The 14,493-nt window shown below is 38.8% G+C and carries 13 protein-coding genes; 9 read left to right on the top strand and 4 right to left on the bottom strand.

All coding sequences use genetic code 11. The features are described 5' to 3' along the window. Positions 1 to 188: 188 nt before the first annotated feature. The gene (locus CWB72_RS08470; protein WP_138630573.1) at positions 189 to 1,607 is read left to right on the top strand and encodes an alanine/glycine:cation symporter family protein; all 1,419 of its coding nucleotides are present in this window, start codon (positions 189 to 191) and stop codon (positions 1,605 to 1,607) included. Positions 1,608 to 1,674: 67 nt separating this feature from the next. Here the strand turns inward: CWB72_RS08470 and CWB72_RS08465 are convergent, their stop codons facing one another. Beyond that, positions 1,675 to 2,100: an exonuclease III gene (locus tag CWB72_RS08465; protein ID WP_138569006.1), complete on the bottom strand. Its 426-nt coding sequence runs from the start codon at positions 2,098 to 2,100 to the stop codon at positions 1,675 to 1,677. Between the two features lie 268 nt (positions 2,101 to 2,368). Between CWB72_RS08465 and CWB72_RS08460 the strand changes: the two genes are divergently transcribed. Together CWB72_RS08460 and CWB72_RS20525 are read left to right on the top strand one after the other, a co-directional pair. Next, on the top strand, positions 2,369 to 4,543 hold the full coding sequence (locus CWB72_RS08460) for a S9 family peptidase (RefSeq protein WP_138630571.1): 2,175 nt from the start codon (positions 2,369 to 2,371) through the stop codon (positions 4,541 to 4,543). A gap of 140 nt (positions 4,544 to 4,683) precedes the next feature. After that, on the top strand, positions 4,684 to 4,854 hold the full coding sequence (locus CWB72_RS20525) for a hypothetical protein (protein ID WP_171037246.1): 171 nt from the start codon (positions 4,684 to 4,686) through the stop codon (positions 4,852 to 4,854). A gap of 53 nt (positions 4,855 to 4,907) precedes the next feature. Here the strand turns inward: CWB72_RS20525 and CWB72_RS08455 are convergent, their stop codons facing one another. Further along, the gene (locus CWB72_RS08455; RefSeq protein ID WP_138630570.1) at positions 4,908 to 6,095 is read right to left on the bottom strand and encodes an alkaline phosphatase family protein; all 1,188 of its coding nucleotides are present in this window, start codon (positions 6,093 to 6,095) and stop codon (positions 4,908 to 4,910) included. Positions 6,096 to 6,251: 156 nt separating this feature from the next. Between CWB72_RS08455 and CWB72_RS08450 the strand changes: the two genes are divergently transcribed. Next, positions 6,252 to 7,079, top strand: coding sequence for a DUF417 family protein (locus CWB72_RS08450; RefSeq protein WP_252371513.1), 828 nt, complete (start codon positions 6,252 to 6,254; stop codon positions 7,077 to 7,079). A gap of 39 nt (positions 7,080 to 7,118) precedes the next feature. Here the strand turns inward: CWB72_RS08450 and CWB72_RS08445 are convergent, their stop codons facing one another. Continuing rightward, on the bottom strand, positions 7,119 to 7,784 hold the full coding sequence (locus CWB72_RS08445; RefSeq protein ID WP_138483025.1) for a DUF1707 SHOCT-like domain-containing protein: 666 nt from the start codon (positions 7,782 to 7,784) through the stop codon (positions 7,119 to 7,121). Between the two features lie 355 nt (positions 7,785 to 8,139). Between CWB72_RS08445 and xthA the strand changes: the two genes are divergently transcribed. The 3 genes from xthA to rlmA are packed head-to-tail and all read left to right on the top strand — an operon-like array spanning position 8,140 to position 10,390. Next, positions 8,140 to 8,949, top strand: coding sequence for an exodeoxyribonuclease III (xthA, locus tag CWB72_RS08440; RefSeq protein ID WP_058029606.1), 810 nt, complete (start codon positions 8,140 to 8,142; stop codon positions 8,947 to 8,949). 14 nt (positions 8,950 to 8,963) lie between these two features. Further along, on the top strand, positions 8,964 to 9,593 hold the full coding sequence (locus tag CWB72_RS08435; protein WP_138630568.1) for an energy-coupling factor ABC transporter permease: 630 nt from the start codon (positions 8,964 to 8,966) through the stop codon (positions 9,591 to 9,593). Next, the gene (rlmA, locus tag CWB72_RS08430) at positions 9,590 to 10,390 is read left to right on the top strand and encodes a 23S rRNA (guanine(745)-N(1))-methyltransferase (protein WP_138630566.1); all 801 of its coding nucleotides are present in this window, start codon (positions 9,590 to 9,592) and stop codon (positions 10,388 to 10,390) included. The genes CWB72_RS08435 and rlmA overlap by 4 nt, the downstream gene beginning before the upstream one ends. Before the next feature lie 73 nt (positions 10,391 to 10,463). Here the strand turns inward: rlmA and yfbV are convergent, their stop codons facing one another. Further along, complete coding sequence (yfbV, locus tag CWB72_RS08425; RefSeq protein ID WP_138630564.1) at positions 10,464 to 10,916, bottom strand: terminus macrodomain insulation protein YfbV; 453 nt, start codon at positions 10,914 to 10,916, stop codon at positions 10,464 to 10,466. A gap of 154 nt (positions 10,917 to 11,070) precedes the next feature. Between yfbV and CWB72_RS08420 the strand changes: the two genes are divergently transcribed. Further along, positions 11,071 to 12,270 (top strand): acetate kinase, encoded by a 1,200-nt coding sequence (locus CWB72_RS08420; RefSeq protein WP_138630562.1) that lies wholly within the window; start codon positions 11,071 to 11,073, stop codon positions 12,268 to 12,270. Next, the gene (pta, locus tag CWB72_RS08415) at positions 12,270 to 14,420 is read left to right on the top strand and encodes a phosphate acetyltransferase (protein WP_138630560.1); all 2,151 of its coding nucleotides are present in this window, start codon (positions 12,270 to 12,272) and stop codon (positions 14,418 to 14,420) included. Before CWB72_RS08420 ends, pta begins: the two co-directional genes overlap by 1 nt. Positions 14,421 to 14,493: the final 73 nt, after the last annotated feature.

Raw genomic sequence — 14,493 nt, 5'->3', positions numbered from 1 at the left:
CCTTTTTTAAAGAAAAATGCATTATTTTCTATATATTTAAATATACAAACTTACAAACCACTTAATGACAACTTACCCACAAAATCCTGTGGATAAACTATGTTTTGCCGCTGTGCTTTAGATTGCCTTCCTTATTTATGCTAGATTACGGACCTCATTTATTCGTTCAATTAACTAGGCATTCAATTATGGCTGATATTTTAAACTTTATTAGTGGATTGCTATGGGGCCATGTCCTTATATATCTATTAATAGCAGCAGGTTTATTCTTTACCTTCCGTTTGGGCTTCATTCAATTTAGACAATTTCCTTATATGGTTAAGGTCATGGCTAATAGTAGACAAGGTTCTGACTCGGGCATTTCTTCATTTCAGGCTTTTTGTACTTCATTAGCTGCACGCGTTGGTACAGGTAATATGGCTGGTGTTGCTGTTGCACTCTATTTAGGTGGTGCTGGAGCAATTTTTTGGATGTGGTTAATTGCACTTATCGGTATGGCAACCAGTTTTGCCGAAAGCGCCCTTGCACAGCTATATAAAACAAAAGATGAAGATGGCAACTTCCGTGGTGGCCCTGCTTATTATATGGAGTATGGTTTAGGAAAGCGTTGGATGGGTGTCCTTTTCTCTTTATGCCTTATATTGGCATTTGGTCTTGTCTTTAATGCAGTACAAGCAAACTCAATCACAGCAGCGTTTGAAGTTGCCTTTGATATTCCAAAGCACATTATGGGGGTTTTACTCGTTATCGGCTCTGGTTTTATTATTTTTGGTGGTTTAAAAACCATCTCTCGTTTTGCTGAGTTAGTTGTTCCTTTCATGGCTTTGGCTTATTTAGCTGTTGCATTATATGTATGTGCTATCAATTTAGAGCTTTTACCAGCTGTGTTTAAGCAAATTATCTACAGTGCTTTTGGCATTGAACAAGCAGGCGCTGGTGCAATTGGTTATGCTGTTATGCAGGCAATGATCCAAGGGATTAAACGAGGTCTCTTCTCTAACGAAGCTGGTATGGGTAGTGCTGCCAATGCTGCAGCAACTGCAACACCAAACCCAAACCACCCTGCATCGCAAGGTTATGTACAAATGCTTGGCGTGTTTGTAGATACTATTATTATCTGTTCTGCAACTGCTGCACTTATTCTACTATCTAATCAACTAGTCCCTGAGTCTGGTGTTACTGGTATTGCTTTAACGCAAGCCGCTCTGGTTCAGCATGTTGGCGAATGGGGTGCTATTTTCATTGCAATTGCCATTTTATTCTTTGCATTTACATCTATCGTAGCTAATTACTCATATGCTGAAACAAACTTAATGTTCTTAGAGCACAATCATAAACATGGCATGCTGATCTTTAGATTATGTGTACTTGGTATGGTGATGTTTGGCTCTGTCAGTGAACTGGGTTTGATTTGGACTATGGCTGATGTGTCCATGGGTATGATGGCGATTGTAAACGTAGCTGCCCTATTCATGTTATCAGGTGCTGTAATCTGGCTTTACAAAGATTACATCTCTCAGCTTAAGCAAGGTAAAGTGCCTGTATTTGACCCAAATAGTAATGAGAAAATTAAAGCAACATTACCTAAAGGTATATGGACTAAATAATTCATAAACATTAAAAAAGCCGTTGAAATATTCCAACGGCTTTTTTGAAATCTTTTCTAAAGCAATATTAGATTGCTGTTTTCGCAAACTCTTTTACAAATTCACGTACTGGAATATCGTTACAACGTAAGCTACGCGCTTTGTAACCGATTTCTTTAATTCCTTTTCTCGCCGCTGTCATACACAGAGACGTTTCTAAACTTTGGTTTTTAGCAACTAATGTTACTTTCTTCTCTGAAGATGTATTCGCTTCACGCTCAGCACGTTCTGCAACTTTACGAATATCTTCGCCATTACATAATAAGCTCGGTGAAAAACGAGACACGTTTAAGCCATGTTTACTTGCTTCTTTACGAGCTGCTGAAAAGCCTTCTGTTGAAGCAATAACACATACTTTCGTTTCTGCTGAATTATCAGCTGACACGAATGCTGATGCTTGAGCATTCAAAGAAACAGTTAAACCAAAAGCCAAAAGTGAGATAGATTTAAGCATAATACACCTAATAAGAACGAGTTTGCGCGCATTATATAGACACTTTTTCTCTTGTAAATGTAATAAATGATTTATTTTGTACATTTAATAAACAGTTTACATTTGGTTAAATGTCGTGTTCAAAGCATTTAAAAGTTTATCTAATTTGTACAATTTGTTTAAAACTTAACGCACGCTTTAACTACTTTACATGTCTTTACAATCTTGGCTGGTGAGACTGTAAAAACTGAGTTAGCATCAAAAGGAATAATTTATAACAAGGATTACTATGAAACGATTTCTACCTCATGCTTTAAGCATCATTTCTTTGGCAGTATTAGCTGGTTGTAATAATGACAATAACACTCAAACTCAGCAATCTACTGCACAGGTACAAGAACAAACTGTTGCAGCACCGATAGCCAAAAAAGTACCACACGAAATGGAAATACACGGCCATAAACGTGTTGATAATTACTATTGGATGCGTGATGACGAGCGAAAAGATCCTGAAATCATTGCTCACTTAGAAGCAGAAAATGCTTATACAGCCGCGCAACTTAGCAACACAGAAAAACTTCAAGAAACACTATTTGAAGAACTTAAGTCTCGGATCCAAAAAGACGACAATTCTGTACCGACCAAACGTGGTAACTATTTCTACTCTTCGGAAATGCGTGGTAATAACGAATACCCTATTTATGTTCGTAGCAGTGACTTCAAAGGTTCTGATAAAGAGATCCTTATTGACATTAATGAACTTGCAAAAGGCCATGAATACTATAGTGCATCAGGCTTATCTGCGAGTCCAAATGACCAACTACTCGCTTATGGTGAAGATACAGTCAGCCGCAGAATTTATACTATTCAAGTTAAAGACTTAAAAACAGGAAAGCTTTTAGACGATAAAATTGAAGGCGCACAAGCGAGTGTTGTGTGGGCTAACGATAATGAACATTTCTACTATGTTAAAAAAGATCCGCAAACTTTATTAGGCTACCAAGTATATCGACACAAGCTTGGCACACCGCAATCTTCTGACGAACTTATTTATGAAGAAGCTGATAACACTTATTACACGTACATAGGTAAAACGAAAGACGGGTCAAATGTTGTCATTTACCATTCAAGCACCGAGTCTTCAGGCATGTCTTTCATAGACGCAAACGATAGTAAAGCTAAGGCCAAACGCTTTATTCCTCGTGAGAAAGGTCTTGAATATAATGTTTCGAAGCATAAAGACACCTACTATATTTTGACCAATCTAAATGCGGTTAACTTCAAACTGATGCAAGTTAACGAAAAAGACTTAGGTGATAAATCTAAATGGGAAGAAGTCATTGCACACCGCCCAGCAGTTAAACTAGAAGGTATCGAACTTTTTGATAACCATCTTGTTTATCAAGAACGTGAAATGGGTCAGGTAAAGGTAATCGTTCGTTCTCTTAAAGATGGCAGTGAAAAAGCACTTAAATTTAATGATGACGCATTTGCTGCATATTTATATGGCAATAACGAATTAAACAATGACTCAATCCGTATTTACTACACCAGTATGACTACCCCAGGAACTCACTACGATTTCAACCTTGAGTCAGGTGAACCAAATATTCTTAAACAAAATAAAGTACTGGGTGATTTCAAAGTAGACAACTACGCTTCTGAGCGTATTTTTGTTACGGCTAGAGACGGTGTGAAGGTACCTGTTTCTTTAGTTTACCGTAAAGACAAGTTTAAGAAAGATGGTACAAATCCATTATATCAATATGGTTATGGCTCTTACGGAGCAACAATGGATCCAAGCTTCTCAAGTAATCGACTTAGCTTACTAGATCGAGGCTTTGTTTTTGCTATTGCACATATCCGTGGTTCACAAATGCTAGGCCGTCCATGGTATGAAGATGGTAAAAAGCTGACCAAGCAAAATACCTTTAATGATTTTGTAGACGTAACAAAACAGCTGGTTGAACAAGGTTATGGCCATAAAGATCAAGTTTACGCTGTAGGTGGCAGTGCTGGCGGTCTGTTAATGGGTGCAGTGATCAACCAAGCGCCTGATTTATATAAAGGCATTGCTGCACATGTTCCTTTTGTTGACGTAGTTACAACTATGCTTGATGAAAGCATTCCACTTACTACCGGTGAATATGACGAATGGGGTAACCCAAACGACAAAGCTTATTACGACTACATGCTAAGCTATTCGCCTTATGATCAGGTTAAGAAGCAAGATTACCCTCATATTCTTGTAACGACTGGCCTACATGATTCTCAAGTACAGTACTTTGAGCCTGCAAAGTGGGTAGCAAAGCTGCGCGACTATAAGACAAACGACAATAAATTATTGTTTAAAGTAGATATGGAAGCGGGTCACGGTGGCGCATCAGGTCGCTTCAAACGCTTACATGATACTGCTCTAGAATATGCATTCTTCCTAGATTTAGCGGGAAAAAATAACTTATAAAATAGTTATTCAGTAAATGTAAGGCCGGATTAACTGGTCTTACATTCTCTTACATTTCGCTACACTTCGACACACACATTTCGGTTCTTCATTGCTAAAATTAAAACATATCAAAAGTAGCTTAGGCTCAGGGAATTGTTATGTTTGCATCAGCGTATAAAAAGATTTTTAGTTTAGTTTTATGTTTTGGCTCAACCTCGGCGTTAGCAGAGCCTGTCTCTCATTTAAATAAATTAGATAAAAGTCACACACAATCGACAAGCTTCAAACAAAACAATGATGATAAAAAGTTTCCAACCAAAAAAGAGTAACCTTATGGTTACTCTTTTTATTTAAAACGTTTAGTTTCCGAATTTTATTTTAATTATTCGTTTAGCGCTTTTAGAAGTGTTTCACCATCTGAATCTACATTTCTTATCAGCTCTAAGCCCAGTATTTTAGCTACTGTTGGGTATATTTCTAAATTACTCATTTCTTTAATTTTATGGCCCTTTTTGAAAGCAGGCCCAGTTGCAACAAACATAGCAGCCATATCATCTGTATTTGCAAATCCGTGAGTACCTTTATAATCTAATTTACCATCAAGACTAAAAACACTCGGAGCTTTGGTTTCTAAGATAATATCTGGGATCCTTGGGGTGCCATGGTAATGGCGCTGCTTTAAAATCGTCTCATCTAGCACTGCATACCGATTGTTTGAGATAAGACGCAGCTGTTGCTTTGCTGTATTAATGTTTTCAATTGAAGCGTCATTCGCATAAATAAGTACTCTTGGTCCTGTGTTTTTCACCGTCCAAGACTTTGGAATATTCAGGCTGCTAATCGTGATTGTTTTGTCTTCTTTTAATGAGGACATACCATGATCAGCCACCAGCACTAAGTTTACATCATGAGGCAGCTTTTTTAAGCGCTCATTAAACTGCCCGATTAGCTTATCCATTTTTTGCACGGCATCATATACTTCTTTGCTATCAGGGCCAAAGTCATGGCCCATACTATCGACTAATGAAAAATACCCTGCAACAAAACTTGGTCTTTGTTCTTTTGGTAATTTTAACCACTCAACCATTTGGTCAATACGAGTTTGGTAATCACTATGCTTTGAGTAATGGTAGTAATAGTCAGGGGTCATACCATTAAAGCGCGCATCGGATTCTGGCCAGAAATATGCAGCTGATTTGAGCCCTTGCATTTTTGCCAGATTCCATAAAGGTATGCCATTAAGCCAAGTACTATCTCCCTGCCCTTTGCCCATTTTATAACAATCACCTCTTTGTTTATCACAGAACTTATTGTCAATAATACCGTGATTGACCGGTAATAAGCCTGTAATTATGGATATATGGTTTGGAAAGGTTTTACTTGGATAAACAGGCCACATTTTAGTGGCTCGAACACCGCTATCAGCGATGCGTTTAATATTTTTAGCGTTATGCTTTTCAATATAATCCCACCGAAAACCATCAAGTGAGATAAGAACAACAGTTTGTTGCTTAGCGATACTGGGTATAGCTATCAGCAATAAGACACAATAAATAAGTGTTTTAATCATTTAAAATTCCCGTGTTTAAGTGCGATGTTATTCTGATAGCTTTAAATTTCAAAATAAACAATTCACGATAAACGGAAACTCTAAAATTAAGACAAGTTGAAATAAATTTTCGCTTTCTCGGTCTTATTGCGTATTCCCAATTAAAAAGGTTGTTAAATGAAAAAGTTTTATTGCAATACCAACGTAGCGTTCTTGTTAGTTGGATTATCAAGTATATTGATGAGCACGAGTATGTTGCTAATGGGCAGTCATAGACATATCGAAAAAACAGTCAATTTTTTTGGCTTCAACTCACTCCTAAGTTATGAACTTGCTAACATGCTGGCTGCTTTATGCTTTTCTTTACTTGCTGTATTTTCGATACTTTCTATGTACTTTGAAAAAGTTAAACCAGCCTTAGCATCCCTACTTATTGTTGTCTCTGTAGTGCCTTTACTAAGCCTTTTTTCAACGAGTATGTGGATTGAAAGCATGGGCGGATTTCCTGTCATCGGAGCAGGCCAAGGCGTCATTAAGTATTTTGCGTTACTTTCAATTGGCATCTGTCTACTTAACCCAAACCTGTCTCAGTATGCAATGAAGTGGATTGCAATTTTCCCTGTTTTGGTCGTACTCGTTTGGATCGGGGGTATGAAGTTTACCTTGATAGAAGCACAAGGGATCGAAGACTTACTGCAAACTTCACCATTTATGTCTTGGATGTATAGTGTTTGGGATTTACAAACTGCTTCGAATTTAATTGGTGTTTATGATTTGTTAGCTGTTTCACTTTTGATTGCAGCCATATATAACAAAAAAGTACTTTGGATTGGCGTGTTAATGTCACTTGCTGTTTTTATCATGACGCAAACATTTTTAGCTACAACCCCAGGCGCAGTTACGTCATCAACTATTTTATCTACGACTGGCCACTTTTTAATTAAAGATTTATGGTTTATTGCGAATTTAATTTTCTTTTTAAAGTTTACCGAACAAAAAGTATGATAAAAAGGGCACGTTTAAGCGTGCCCTCTCATATCCTGTTTATTTATATTTACCATAACTACCATCATCAAATAATGATTTAAGTTCATTAGCAAAGCTCACAAACTTTTCTTTAATCGTGCGCTTAATTTCAACGTCAACTGAGCCTAACCACAGTTTGCCTTTAATCTTTATAGTCGGTGCTTGTTTTGGCGCAATAGATGGCGCTTTATTTTCTACATTACCTAGAATGCAAAAAGCCTCACAGATCACGTTTACGCCTTCGGGGATTAAAATTTTCTCTGAACCCAGTATGCAATTTACATTTACAGTAACTTCTTGATGCTCAAATACAGCATCGGAAAAATCTAAGGTTGTAGAACCCAGTACATTCAATAAGTTAATTTCTTTCGGTACCGCCCATTTACCTGTTCGAGAGCTGTTTCCTAAAACCGTTTTAATATCTAGCTTGTCGCCTGCAGATTTTTGTCCGTAATTAATATTTAAGCTCGCATCTTTTTGTGCCGTATACTTCTCGTCAGCTTGCATAGTAAGGTCGGCCGTTAAAGCAACGATTTCAGCATGAACCTGTGTACTCATTGCTTTGTCTAAACGTCTTTCAAATGCCTCTGCGGAAATAACACCATGGCTGTAGTTGTAAATTAGGTTGTCTATTACTTCTTCTCTGACTTGTTCAATTGGTCTATCTTCTAATACGACGCTCATGATATTTCCCTACTATATAATACCAATCTGTAATAACACTTAATTAAGCTGATTGGTATGAGTGAATGACAGGTTCAACTTAAGCATTCAATAAGCTGTACCATTAAAATTGCATTTATTAAGTTTAAAGCAATAACCGAACCAGAAATAAAGTCATTATAATTCAATGCACTAGTTCGGACTGCACTTCTAGTTAGGTTGCTTTCTCACCAAAACTTGAGTGTATTGACCAATAAATAACATATCTCCCAAACCGAAAAAAGTGATAGATAATTAAATTGCTATCTCGGGCTTTCGCAACTCCCTTTCAATGTTAAAATGGTACGTAAATTACATAGAACTATAAGCGCAAATTATGAAAGTAATCTCATTTAACATTAATGGCCTTCGTGCTCGTCTTCATCAATTGCAAGCATTAATCGACAAACATCAACCTGACGTAATTGGTTTACAGGAAATCAAAGTTCACGATGAAGCGTTTCCGGTTGAAGATGTAGAAGCTATGGGCTACCACGTTTATTTCCATGGTCAAAAGGCACATTATGGTGTCGCACTGATGTCGAAGAAACCTGCTAAATCAATCAAAAAAGGGTTTTCGACTGATACAGAAGAATCCCAAAAACGTATGATTTCAGGTGTATTCGAGAATGACAAAGGTGAAGATGTGATCATTCATAATGGCTACTTCCCTCAAGGTGATAACATAAATCATGAAACCAAATTCCCATACAAGCGTCAGTTCTATAAAGACTTAATGACACACTTAAATGAAAATCACACGCCTGAAGAAAATGTCATTGTAATGGGTGATATCAATATCTCACCGATAGACTTAGATATCGGCATTGGTGAGCCAAATAAGAAACGTTGGCTGAAAACTGGCAAATGTTCATTCCAACCAGAAGAACGCGAATGGCTTGCGACGTTAATGGATTGGGGATTTAAAGACACTTTCCGCGAATTAACACCAGAAAAGACAGAACGTTACTCGTGGTTCGACTATCGCTCAAAAGGTTTTGATGATAACCGAGGCCTTCGCATTGACGTAGTATTAGCGACTGAATCATTGATGGCCAAATGTGTAGAAAGCGAAATCGATTACGAATTGAGAGGCATCGAAAAGCCTTCTGATCATGCGCCAATTTGGGCCGAGTTTAAATTTTAATTAGAACTCACTCTATGTTATTGACCCCGCTTGTTACCTTAATCATATTCGCGTTTACTATCGATAAACGCGAATATTTAACGCTTTGGCATAGGCCTATCCGACAAACTGGCGTACTTGCTTGTTCAGTTGTACTGGCACTGCTTTGGCAAATTAAAGCGGGGATATTGCCCTATCTAAATATTCATATATTGGGAATAACCGCAATTACTTTGGTGCTTGGCTGGCGGTTAGCAAGTTTAAGTGCTCTACTTACCAGTCTCTTATTACTTGCTTTTGGCGCCATTCAATCTTCTGAATTTGCCGACTTTTATCTTTTTACTGCGCTACTTCCCATATTGGTCAGTTACGGGCTATTTGTGCTGTGTTACAGCAAATTACCAAGACATTATTTTGTATATATTTTTGTCTGTGCATTTTTATGCGCAGGCTGTATTGGCGCATTCAAAATATTGTCGTCAGGTATGTATTATTGGCTAATTGATACGTACACATTCCAACAGTTATTAGATAACTATTTATTTTATGCAACCTTGATTTGGTTTCCCGAAGCCATGTTAAATGGTATGGCAATCACTTTACTTATTACTTATAAACCCCACTGGGTTAAAACCTTTTATGATAAGGAATACTTAGATAAATGACGCTAATTTATCACTGTCCGCTTTGTCAGGCTCCGTTAAATAAAACTGGCAATAGCATGTCTTGCGAAAACAGACACCAATTTGATTTCGCCAAAGAAGGCTATGTCAACTTACTGCCTGTTCAGAATAAAAAATCAAAACAACCCGGTGATAATTTAGATATGGTTCAAGCGCGTCGTGCCTTTTTTGCAACTGACCATTATCACTTTTTGAGACAAGAGATTGCCAATCTTATTGCACTATCTTCTCCTCAAACATTGCTCGATTTAGGCTGTGGTGAAGGATTTTATACGCACTTATTTGCCAATGAACTGCCCGAATGTGATGTATATGGGCTCGATATTTCAAAATCAGCCGTTAAATATGCGGCTAAGCGATATAAAGAGGCCAATTTTAGTGTTGCCTCAGCTAAACAAGCACCATTTGCAGATGAAAGTATGGACTGTGTTGTCACTGTGTTCGCCCCCGTTTTTGAACAAGAATTACAAAGGCTGGTGAGGAGCACAGGTAAAGTAATTTTAGTGAACCCGGGCCCTAAACATTTATTTGAGCTTAAGTCGTTAATTTACCCTGAAGTGAATTTACATACACATCCAGATACCCCTGCTGGGTTTAAATTAGTTAAACACCATGAACTTGAAAAACGAATAGAGATTAAAACAGAAATCATTGAGCATTTAATACAAATGACACCATTTGCTTGGAAGTTTAAAGAAAGTCACTATGACGCCTTAAAGGAAAAGCAGAGTCATACAATTACTCTATCTTTTTATTTAAGCGAATATCAAAAAGTGTAATCTGTTCTGTTAAATTCCCATCCTTTCATCCAAGTGATTTGCAGTGAGGATTAGTATAACTAAAAAGAGCAGTTTAAAACTGCTCTTTAGTGAATGCCTTATCCATTTTCTCAAACATATCTTTTAAAAGTTTTGCCAAGGTTCGATAAGTGGGTCTGCGAGACTGTAATTGCATGGGTGCATCATAGCCATTGGCGACCATCTTATTAAACAATTCTTGATACCAAGTATTTAAAGATGGATTAAGCGGCGTATCAGCACGTTTCCCTAACCAAAGTAAGCCTTGTGCGGGTAAAGATAAGAAAAATAAGGCAATCGCTAAAGATTGAGGTAAATATTGATTTCCCAGCCAGTTCGTTTGCAACACAAAGGTAATTACGGCTAACAAGGGCATCACATTAATAGCAAGTTCAGTTGCTTTAATTACTCTAAACTCTGCAAATATAGGCGCAAGTTCTTTGCGCATTGGCCATTCTTTGGCGTATTGTCGTCCAAGTTGCATTTGAGAAATGAGACTTTTTTGCATTAGGACTCCTAGAAGCTAACTTTTCAGTCAAAATTGAAGTAAAATATACAGTGTTCGACTGTCTATTATATCTTTGTATTAATGCGTAGCTTATACTGCGTCTTCGCTTAAGCTTAATACGCATTTACTGTTATTGTCAAAATTGGAAATGCATATGCCCTCATCTCATGTACTGGTTTTAAATTGCGGAAGCTCTAGTTTAAAGTTTGCCATCATCGACACTGTGTCGGGTGACGAGCTTCTTTCAGGTCTAGCTGAACGTTTAGGCGAGCAAGATCCGCAAATCAAGTACAAGTTTAATGGTGACAAGCAACTGATCGCGCTATCACCAAACGATGCTCATCAAACTGCAATTGCAAAATTAGTCGAACTAGTAAAGCACTTACAATTAGATTCGAGCCTAATTGCTGTTGGACATCGTGTTGTTCATGGTGGTGAGCACTTCACAAAATCAGCATTAATCACACCAGATGTGATAGAAGCAATCACCAAGACTTCTTCACTTGCGCCACTGCATAACCCTGCTAACTTGCTTGGTATCAAAGCGGCGCAATCTGCGTTTTCTCATTTACCGCAAATTGCTGTGTTTGATACCGCATTCCATCAAAGCATGTCGCCAGAAGCTTTCTTATATGCGCTGCCTTATACGCTTTACAAACAACATGGGATCAGACGCTATGGTTTCCATGGCACCAGTCATGCCTTTGTATCGGCAGAAGCAATCAAGACCTTAAACCTTAACGAAACAGACTCCAAGGTTATCAGTGCGCATTTAGGCAATGGTTGCTCTGTTACAGCTATTAAAAATGGTAAATCGGTAGATACCAGTATGGGTATGACACCACTTGAAGGCTTGGTGATGGGCACCCGCAGCGGCGATATTGACCCGGGCATTTTCAATTACCTGACTGAGCAACTGAATTACTCCGCAAAGCAAATAGATACACTCTTGAACAAAGAAAGTGGCTTACTAGGCATTAGTGAACTTTCTAATGATTGTAGAACCATTGAAGAATCTGCGGCTGACGGGCATCAGCAAGCAGCACTTGCATTAGATATATTCTGCTATCGTTTAGCAAAACAAATTGCAGCGTTTGTAGTGCCATTAGGTGGGTTAGACGCACTGATTTTCACGGGTGGCATTGGTGAAAATTCAGATGTTATTCGCGCTAAGGTCGTTGCACATTTATCCTTCTTAGGTTTAGAAATCGACAATGATAAGAACCTTGCGGCACGCTTTGGTTCTGAAGGTGTGATCACAAAGCAAACAGCGCCATGTGCCATAGTGGTGCCTACCAATGAAGAATGGATGATTGCCAACGATGCAGCAAACATTGCACAGGAGCAAAAATAATGAGCCGTAGGATCATGTTAATCCCCATCTCTACTGGGGTTGGTTTAACATCTGTCTCTGTTGGTCTTGTACGTGCGCTTGAGCAAAAAGCAGTAAAAGTAAACTTTTTCAAACCCATTGCTCAACCTCGTAAAGACGATATAGGGCCTGAGAAATCGACAGTTATTGTGCAACAAGGTTCCACTATTCAGCCTCCAATGCCGTTTGAACTTAGTTATGCTGAACAAATGATTGGTGATGGTAAAGGCAATGATCTGCTAGAAGAAATCGTTGAGCGCTTCGAAAGTGCCATCTGTGATGATGAAGTTGCGATTATCGAAGGTATGGTGCCAACTCGCCTTCAGCCTTATGCTGGTCGTGTTAACCGTGAAATCGCACAAACACTTGGTGCAGACATCGTATTTGTATTAACACCAGGTAATGATACCAACGAACAATTAGAAGATAGATTAGAAATAGCATCTGGTAACTACGGCGGCATAGATCACAGTCGTGTACTGGGATGTATTTTCAACAAAGTAAATGCTCCGCTTGATGAAGAAGGCCGCGCACGTGCTGATTTAGTTGACCAGTATGAACCTGAAGAACTTGAGAATGAAATGAACCGTTTGGCGTCATTGCCTATTTTCAGGAAACACCCGTTTATGTTACTTGGCGCAATTCCTTGGGATTTCGATCTAGTCGCGCCACGTGTAGCAGACTTAAGTGATTACCTAAAAGCCGAAGTGATCAATACCGGTGACATGGCTCATAGACGTTTACGTCGTGTCACCTTTTGTGCCCGAACGGTATCAAATATCTTGAATCACTTTACCCCGGGTGCGTTACTAGTTACACCGGGAGACCGCTCTGATGTGTTAGTGGCAGCGTGTTTGTCAGCTATGAATGGTACCAAATTAGGTGCGATTTTATTGACGGGTGGTTTTAAACCTGAACCACGCATCATGACTTTATGTGAACAGGCAATGGAAACGGGTCTGCCGATTCTAGCCACTGAAGCTGATACTTGGCGTACATCTTTGTTACTTCACAACTTTAATATGGAAGTACCAAGTGATGACGAACAGCGTATTGAAAAAGTAAAAGAGCATAATGCTGCGAACATCGACTCAGATTGGTTAGATACTTTAGCCAAAGACGTTGCGAAAACACGCAAGCTTTCTCCTCCTGCATTTAGATTCTTGTTGACCGATTTAGCGCGTCAAGCAAAGAAAACCATCGTGCTTCCTGAGGGCAATGAACCTCGCACTATCAAAGCTGCTGCAATTTGTGGTGAACGTGGCATTGCCAAAACTGTACTATTGGGTGAAAGAGAAGAAATCGAACGTATTGCGCTTCAACAAGGTGTAGAGCTCAACGAAAACGTTATTATTAAAGATCCAGGTGAGATCCAAGATAATTATGTTGCACCTATGGTTGAGTTGCGTAAGAACAAGGGCCTTACCCCTGTGGTTGCTAAAGAGCAACTGCAAGACAATGTTGTTTTAGGCACTATGATGCTCGCTGAAAACGAAGTCGATGGCCTTGTATCTGGTACGGTGAATACCACAGCGAATACTATTCGCCCTCCTCTTCAGCTCATTAAAACTGCGCCGGGTTCATCTTTAGTGAGTTCTGTGTTCTTTATGTTACTACCTGATCAAGTATTAGTTTATGGAGACTGCGCTATTAACCCAGACCCTACTGCTGAGCAACTTGCCGATATCGCCATTCAGTCAGCTGACTCTGCTGCGGCATTTGGTATTGAGCCACGAGTTGCCATGATCAGCTATTCTACAGGTGAGTCTGGCCATGGTGCTGATGTAGATAAAGTGCGTGAAGCCACTAAAATTGCTCAGGAAAAACGCCCTGATCTTGAAATTGATGGCCCACTACAGTACGACGCAGCGATTATGGAAAACGTAGCACGTAAAAAGGCTCCAAACAGTAAAGTTGCAGGTAAAGCAACTGTGTTTGTATTCCCAGACTTAAATACTGGTAATACGACTTATAAGGCAGTACAAAGAAGTGCTGAACTGGTAAGTATTGGTCCTATGCTTCAAGGTATGCGCAAACCTGTGAACGACTTAAGCCGCGGTGCACTAGTAGAAGACATTGTCTATACGATTGCTCTAACCGCGATACAGTCTAAACAGTTATCAGAGCAATAACCGTTAAGTTAGCTAAGTGTTAAGGGTTTAATTTTTTAACACTTAGCTATACTATAAGCATATAGCCCGATAA

Origin of the sequence: Pseudoalteromonas phenolica (assembly GCF_005886345.1) — a bacterium.
GTDB lineage: Bacteria > Pseudomonadota > Gammaproteobacteria > Enterobacterales > Alteromonadaceae > Pseudoalteromonas > Pseudoalteromonas phenolica_A.
The sequence above is the reverse complement of the archived record's forward strand: the minus strand, read 5'-3'. Positions and strand labels throughout refer to the sequence as shown.

Bases quoted from the DNA above. Each gene is read 5' to 3' on its own strand.
- CWB72_RS08470 (WP_138630573.1), top strand. From the start codon at position 189: ATGGCTGATATTTTAAACTTTATTAGTGGATTGCTATGGGGCCATGTC.
- CWB72_RS08465 (WP_138569006.1), bottom strand. From the start codon at position 2,100: ATGCTTAAATCTATCTCACTTTTGGCTTTTGGTTTAACTGTTTCTTTG.
- CWB72_RS08460 (WP_138630571.1), top strand. From the start codon at position 2,369: ATGAAACGATTTCTACCTCATGCTTTAAGCATCATTTCTTTGGCAGTA.
- CWB72_RS20525 (WP_171037246.1), top strand. From the start codon at position 4,684: ATGTTTGCATCAGCGTATAAAAAGATTTTTAGTTTAGTTTTATGTTTT.
- CWB72_RS08455 (WP_138630570.1), bottom strand. From the start codon at position 6,095: ATGATTAAAACACTTATTTATTGTGTCTTATTGCTGATAGCTATACCC.
- CWB72_RS08450 (WP_252371513.1), top strand. From the start codon at position 6,252: ATGAAAAAGTTTTATTGCAATACCAACGTAGCGTTCTTGTTAGTTGGA.
- CWB72_RS08445 (WP_138483025.1), bottom strand. From the start codon at position 7,784: ATGAGCGTCGTATTAGAAGATAGACCAATTGAACAAGTCAGAGAAGAA.
- xthA (WP_058029606.1), top strand. From the start codon at position 8,140: ATGAAAGTAATCTCATTTAACATTAATGGCCTTCGTGCTCGTCTTCAT.
- CWB72_RS08435 (WP_138630568.1), top strand. From the start codon at position 8,964: ATGTTATTGACCCCGCTTGTTACCTTAATCATATTCGCGTTTACTATC.
- rlmA (WP_138630566.1), top strand. From the start codon at position 9,590: ATGACGCTAATTTATCACTGTCCGCTTTGTCAGGCTCCGTTAAATAAA.
- yfbV (WP_138630564.1), bottom strand. From the start codon at position 10,916: ATGCAAAAAAGTCTCATTTCTCAAATGCAACTTGGACGACAATACGCC.
- CWB72_RS08420 (WP_138630562.1), top strand. From the start codon at position 11,071: ATGCCCTCATCTCATGTACTGGTTTTAAATTGCGGAAGCTCTAGTTTA.
- pta (WP_138630560.1), top strand. From the start codon at position 12,270: ATGAGCCGTAGGATCATGTTAATCCCCATCTCTACTGGGGTTGGTTTA.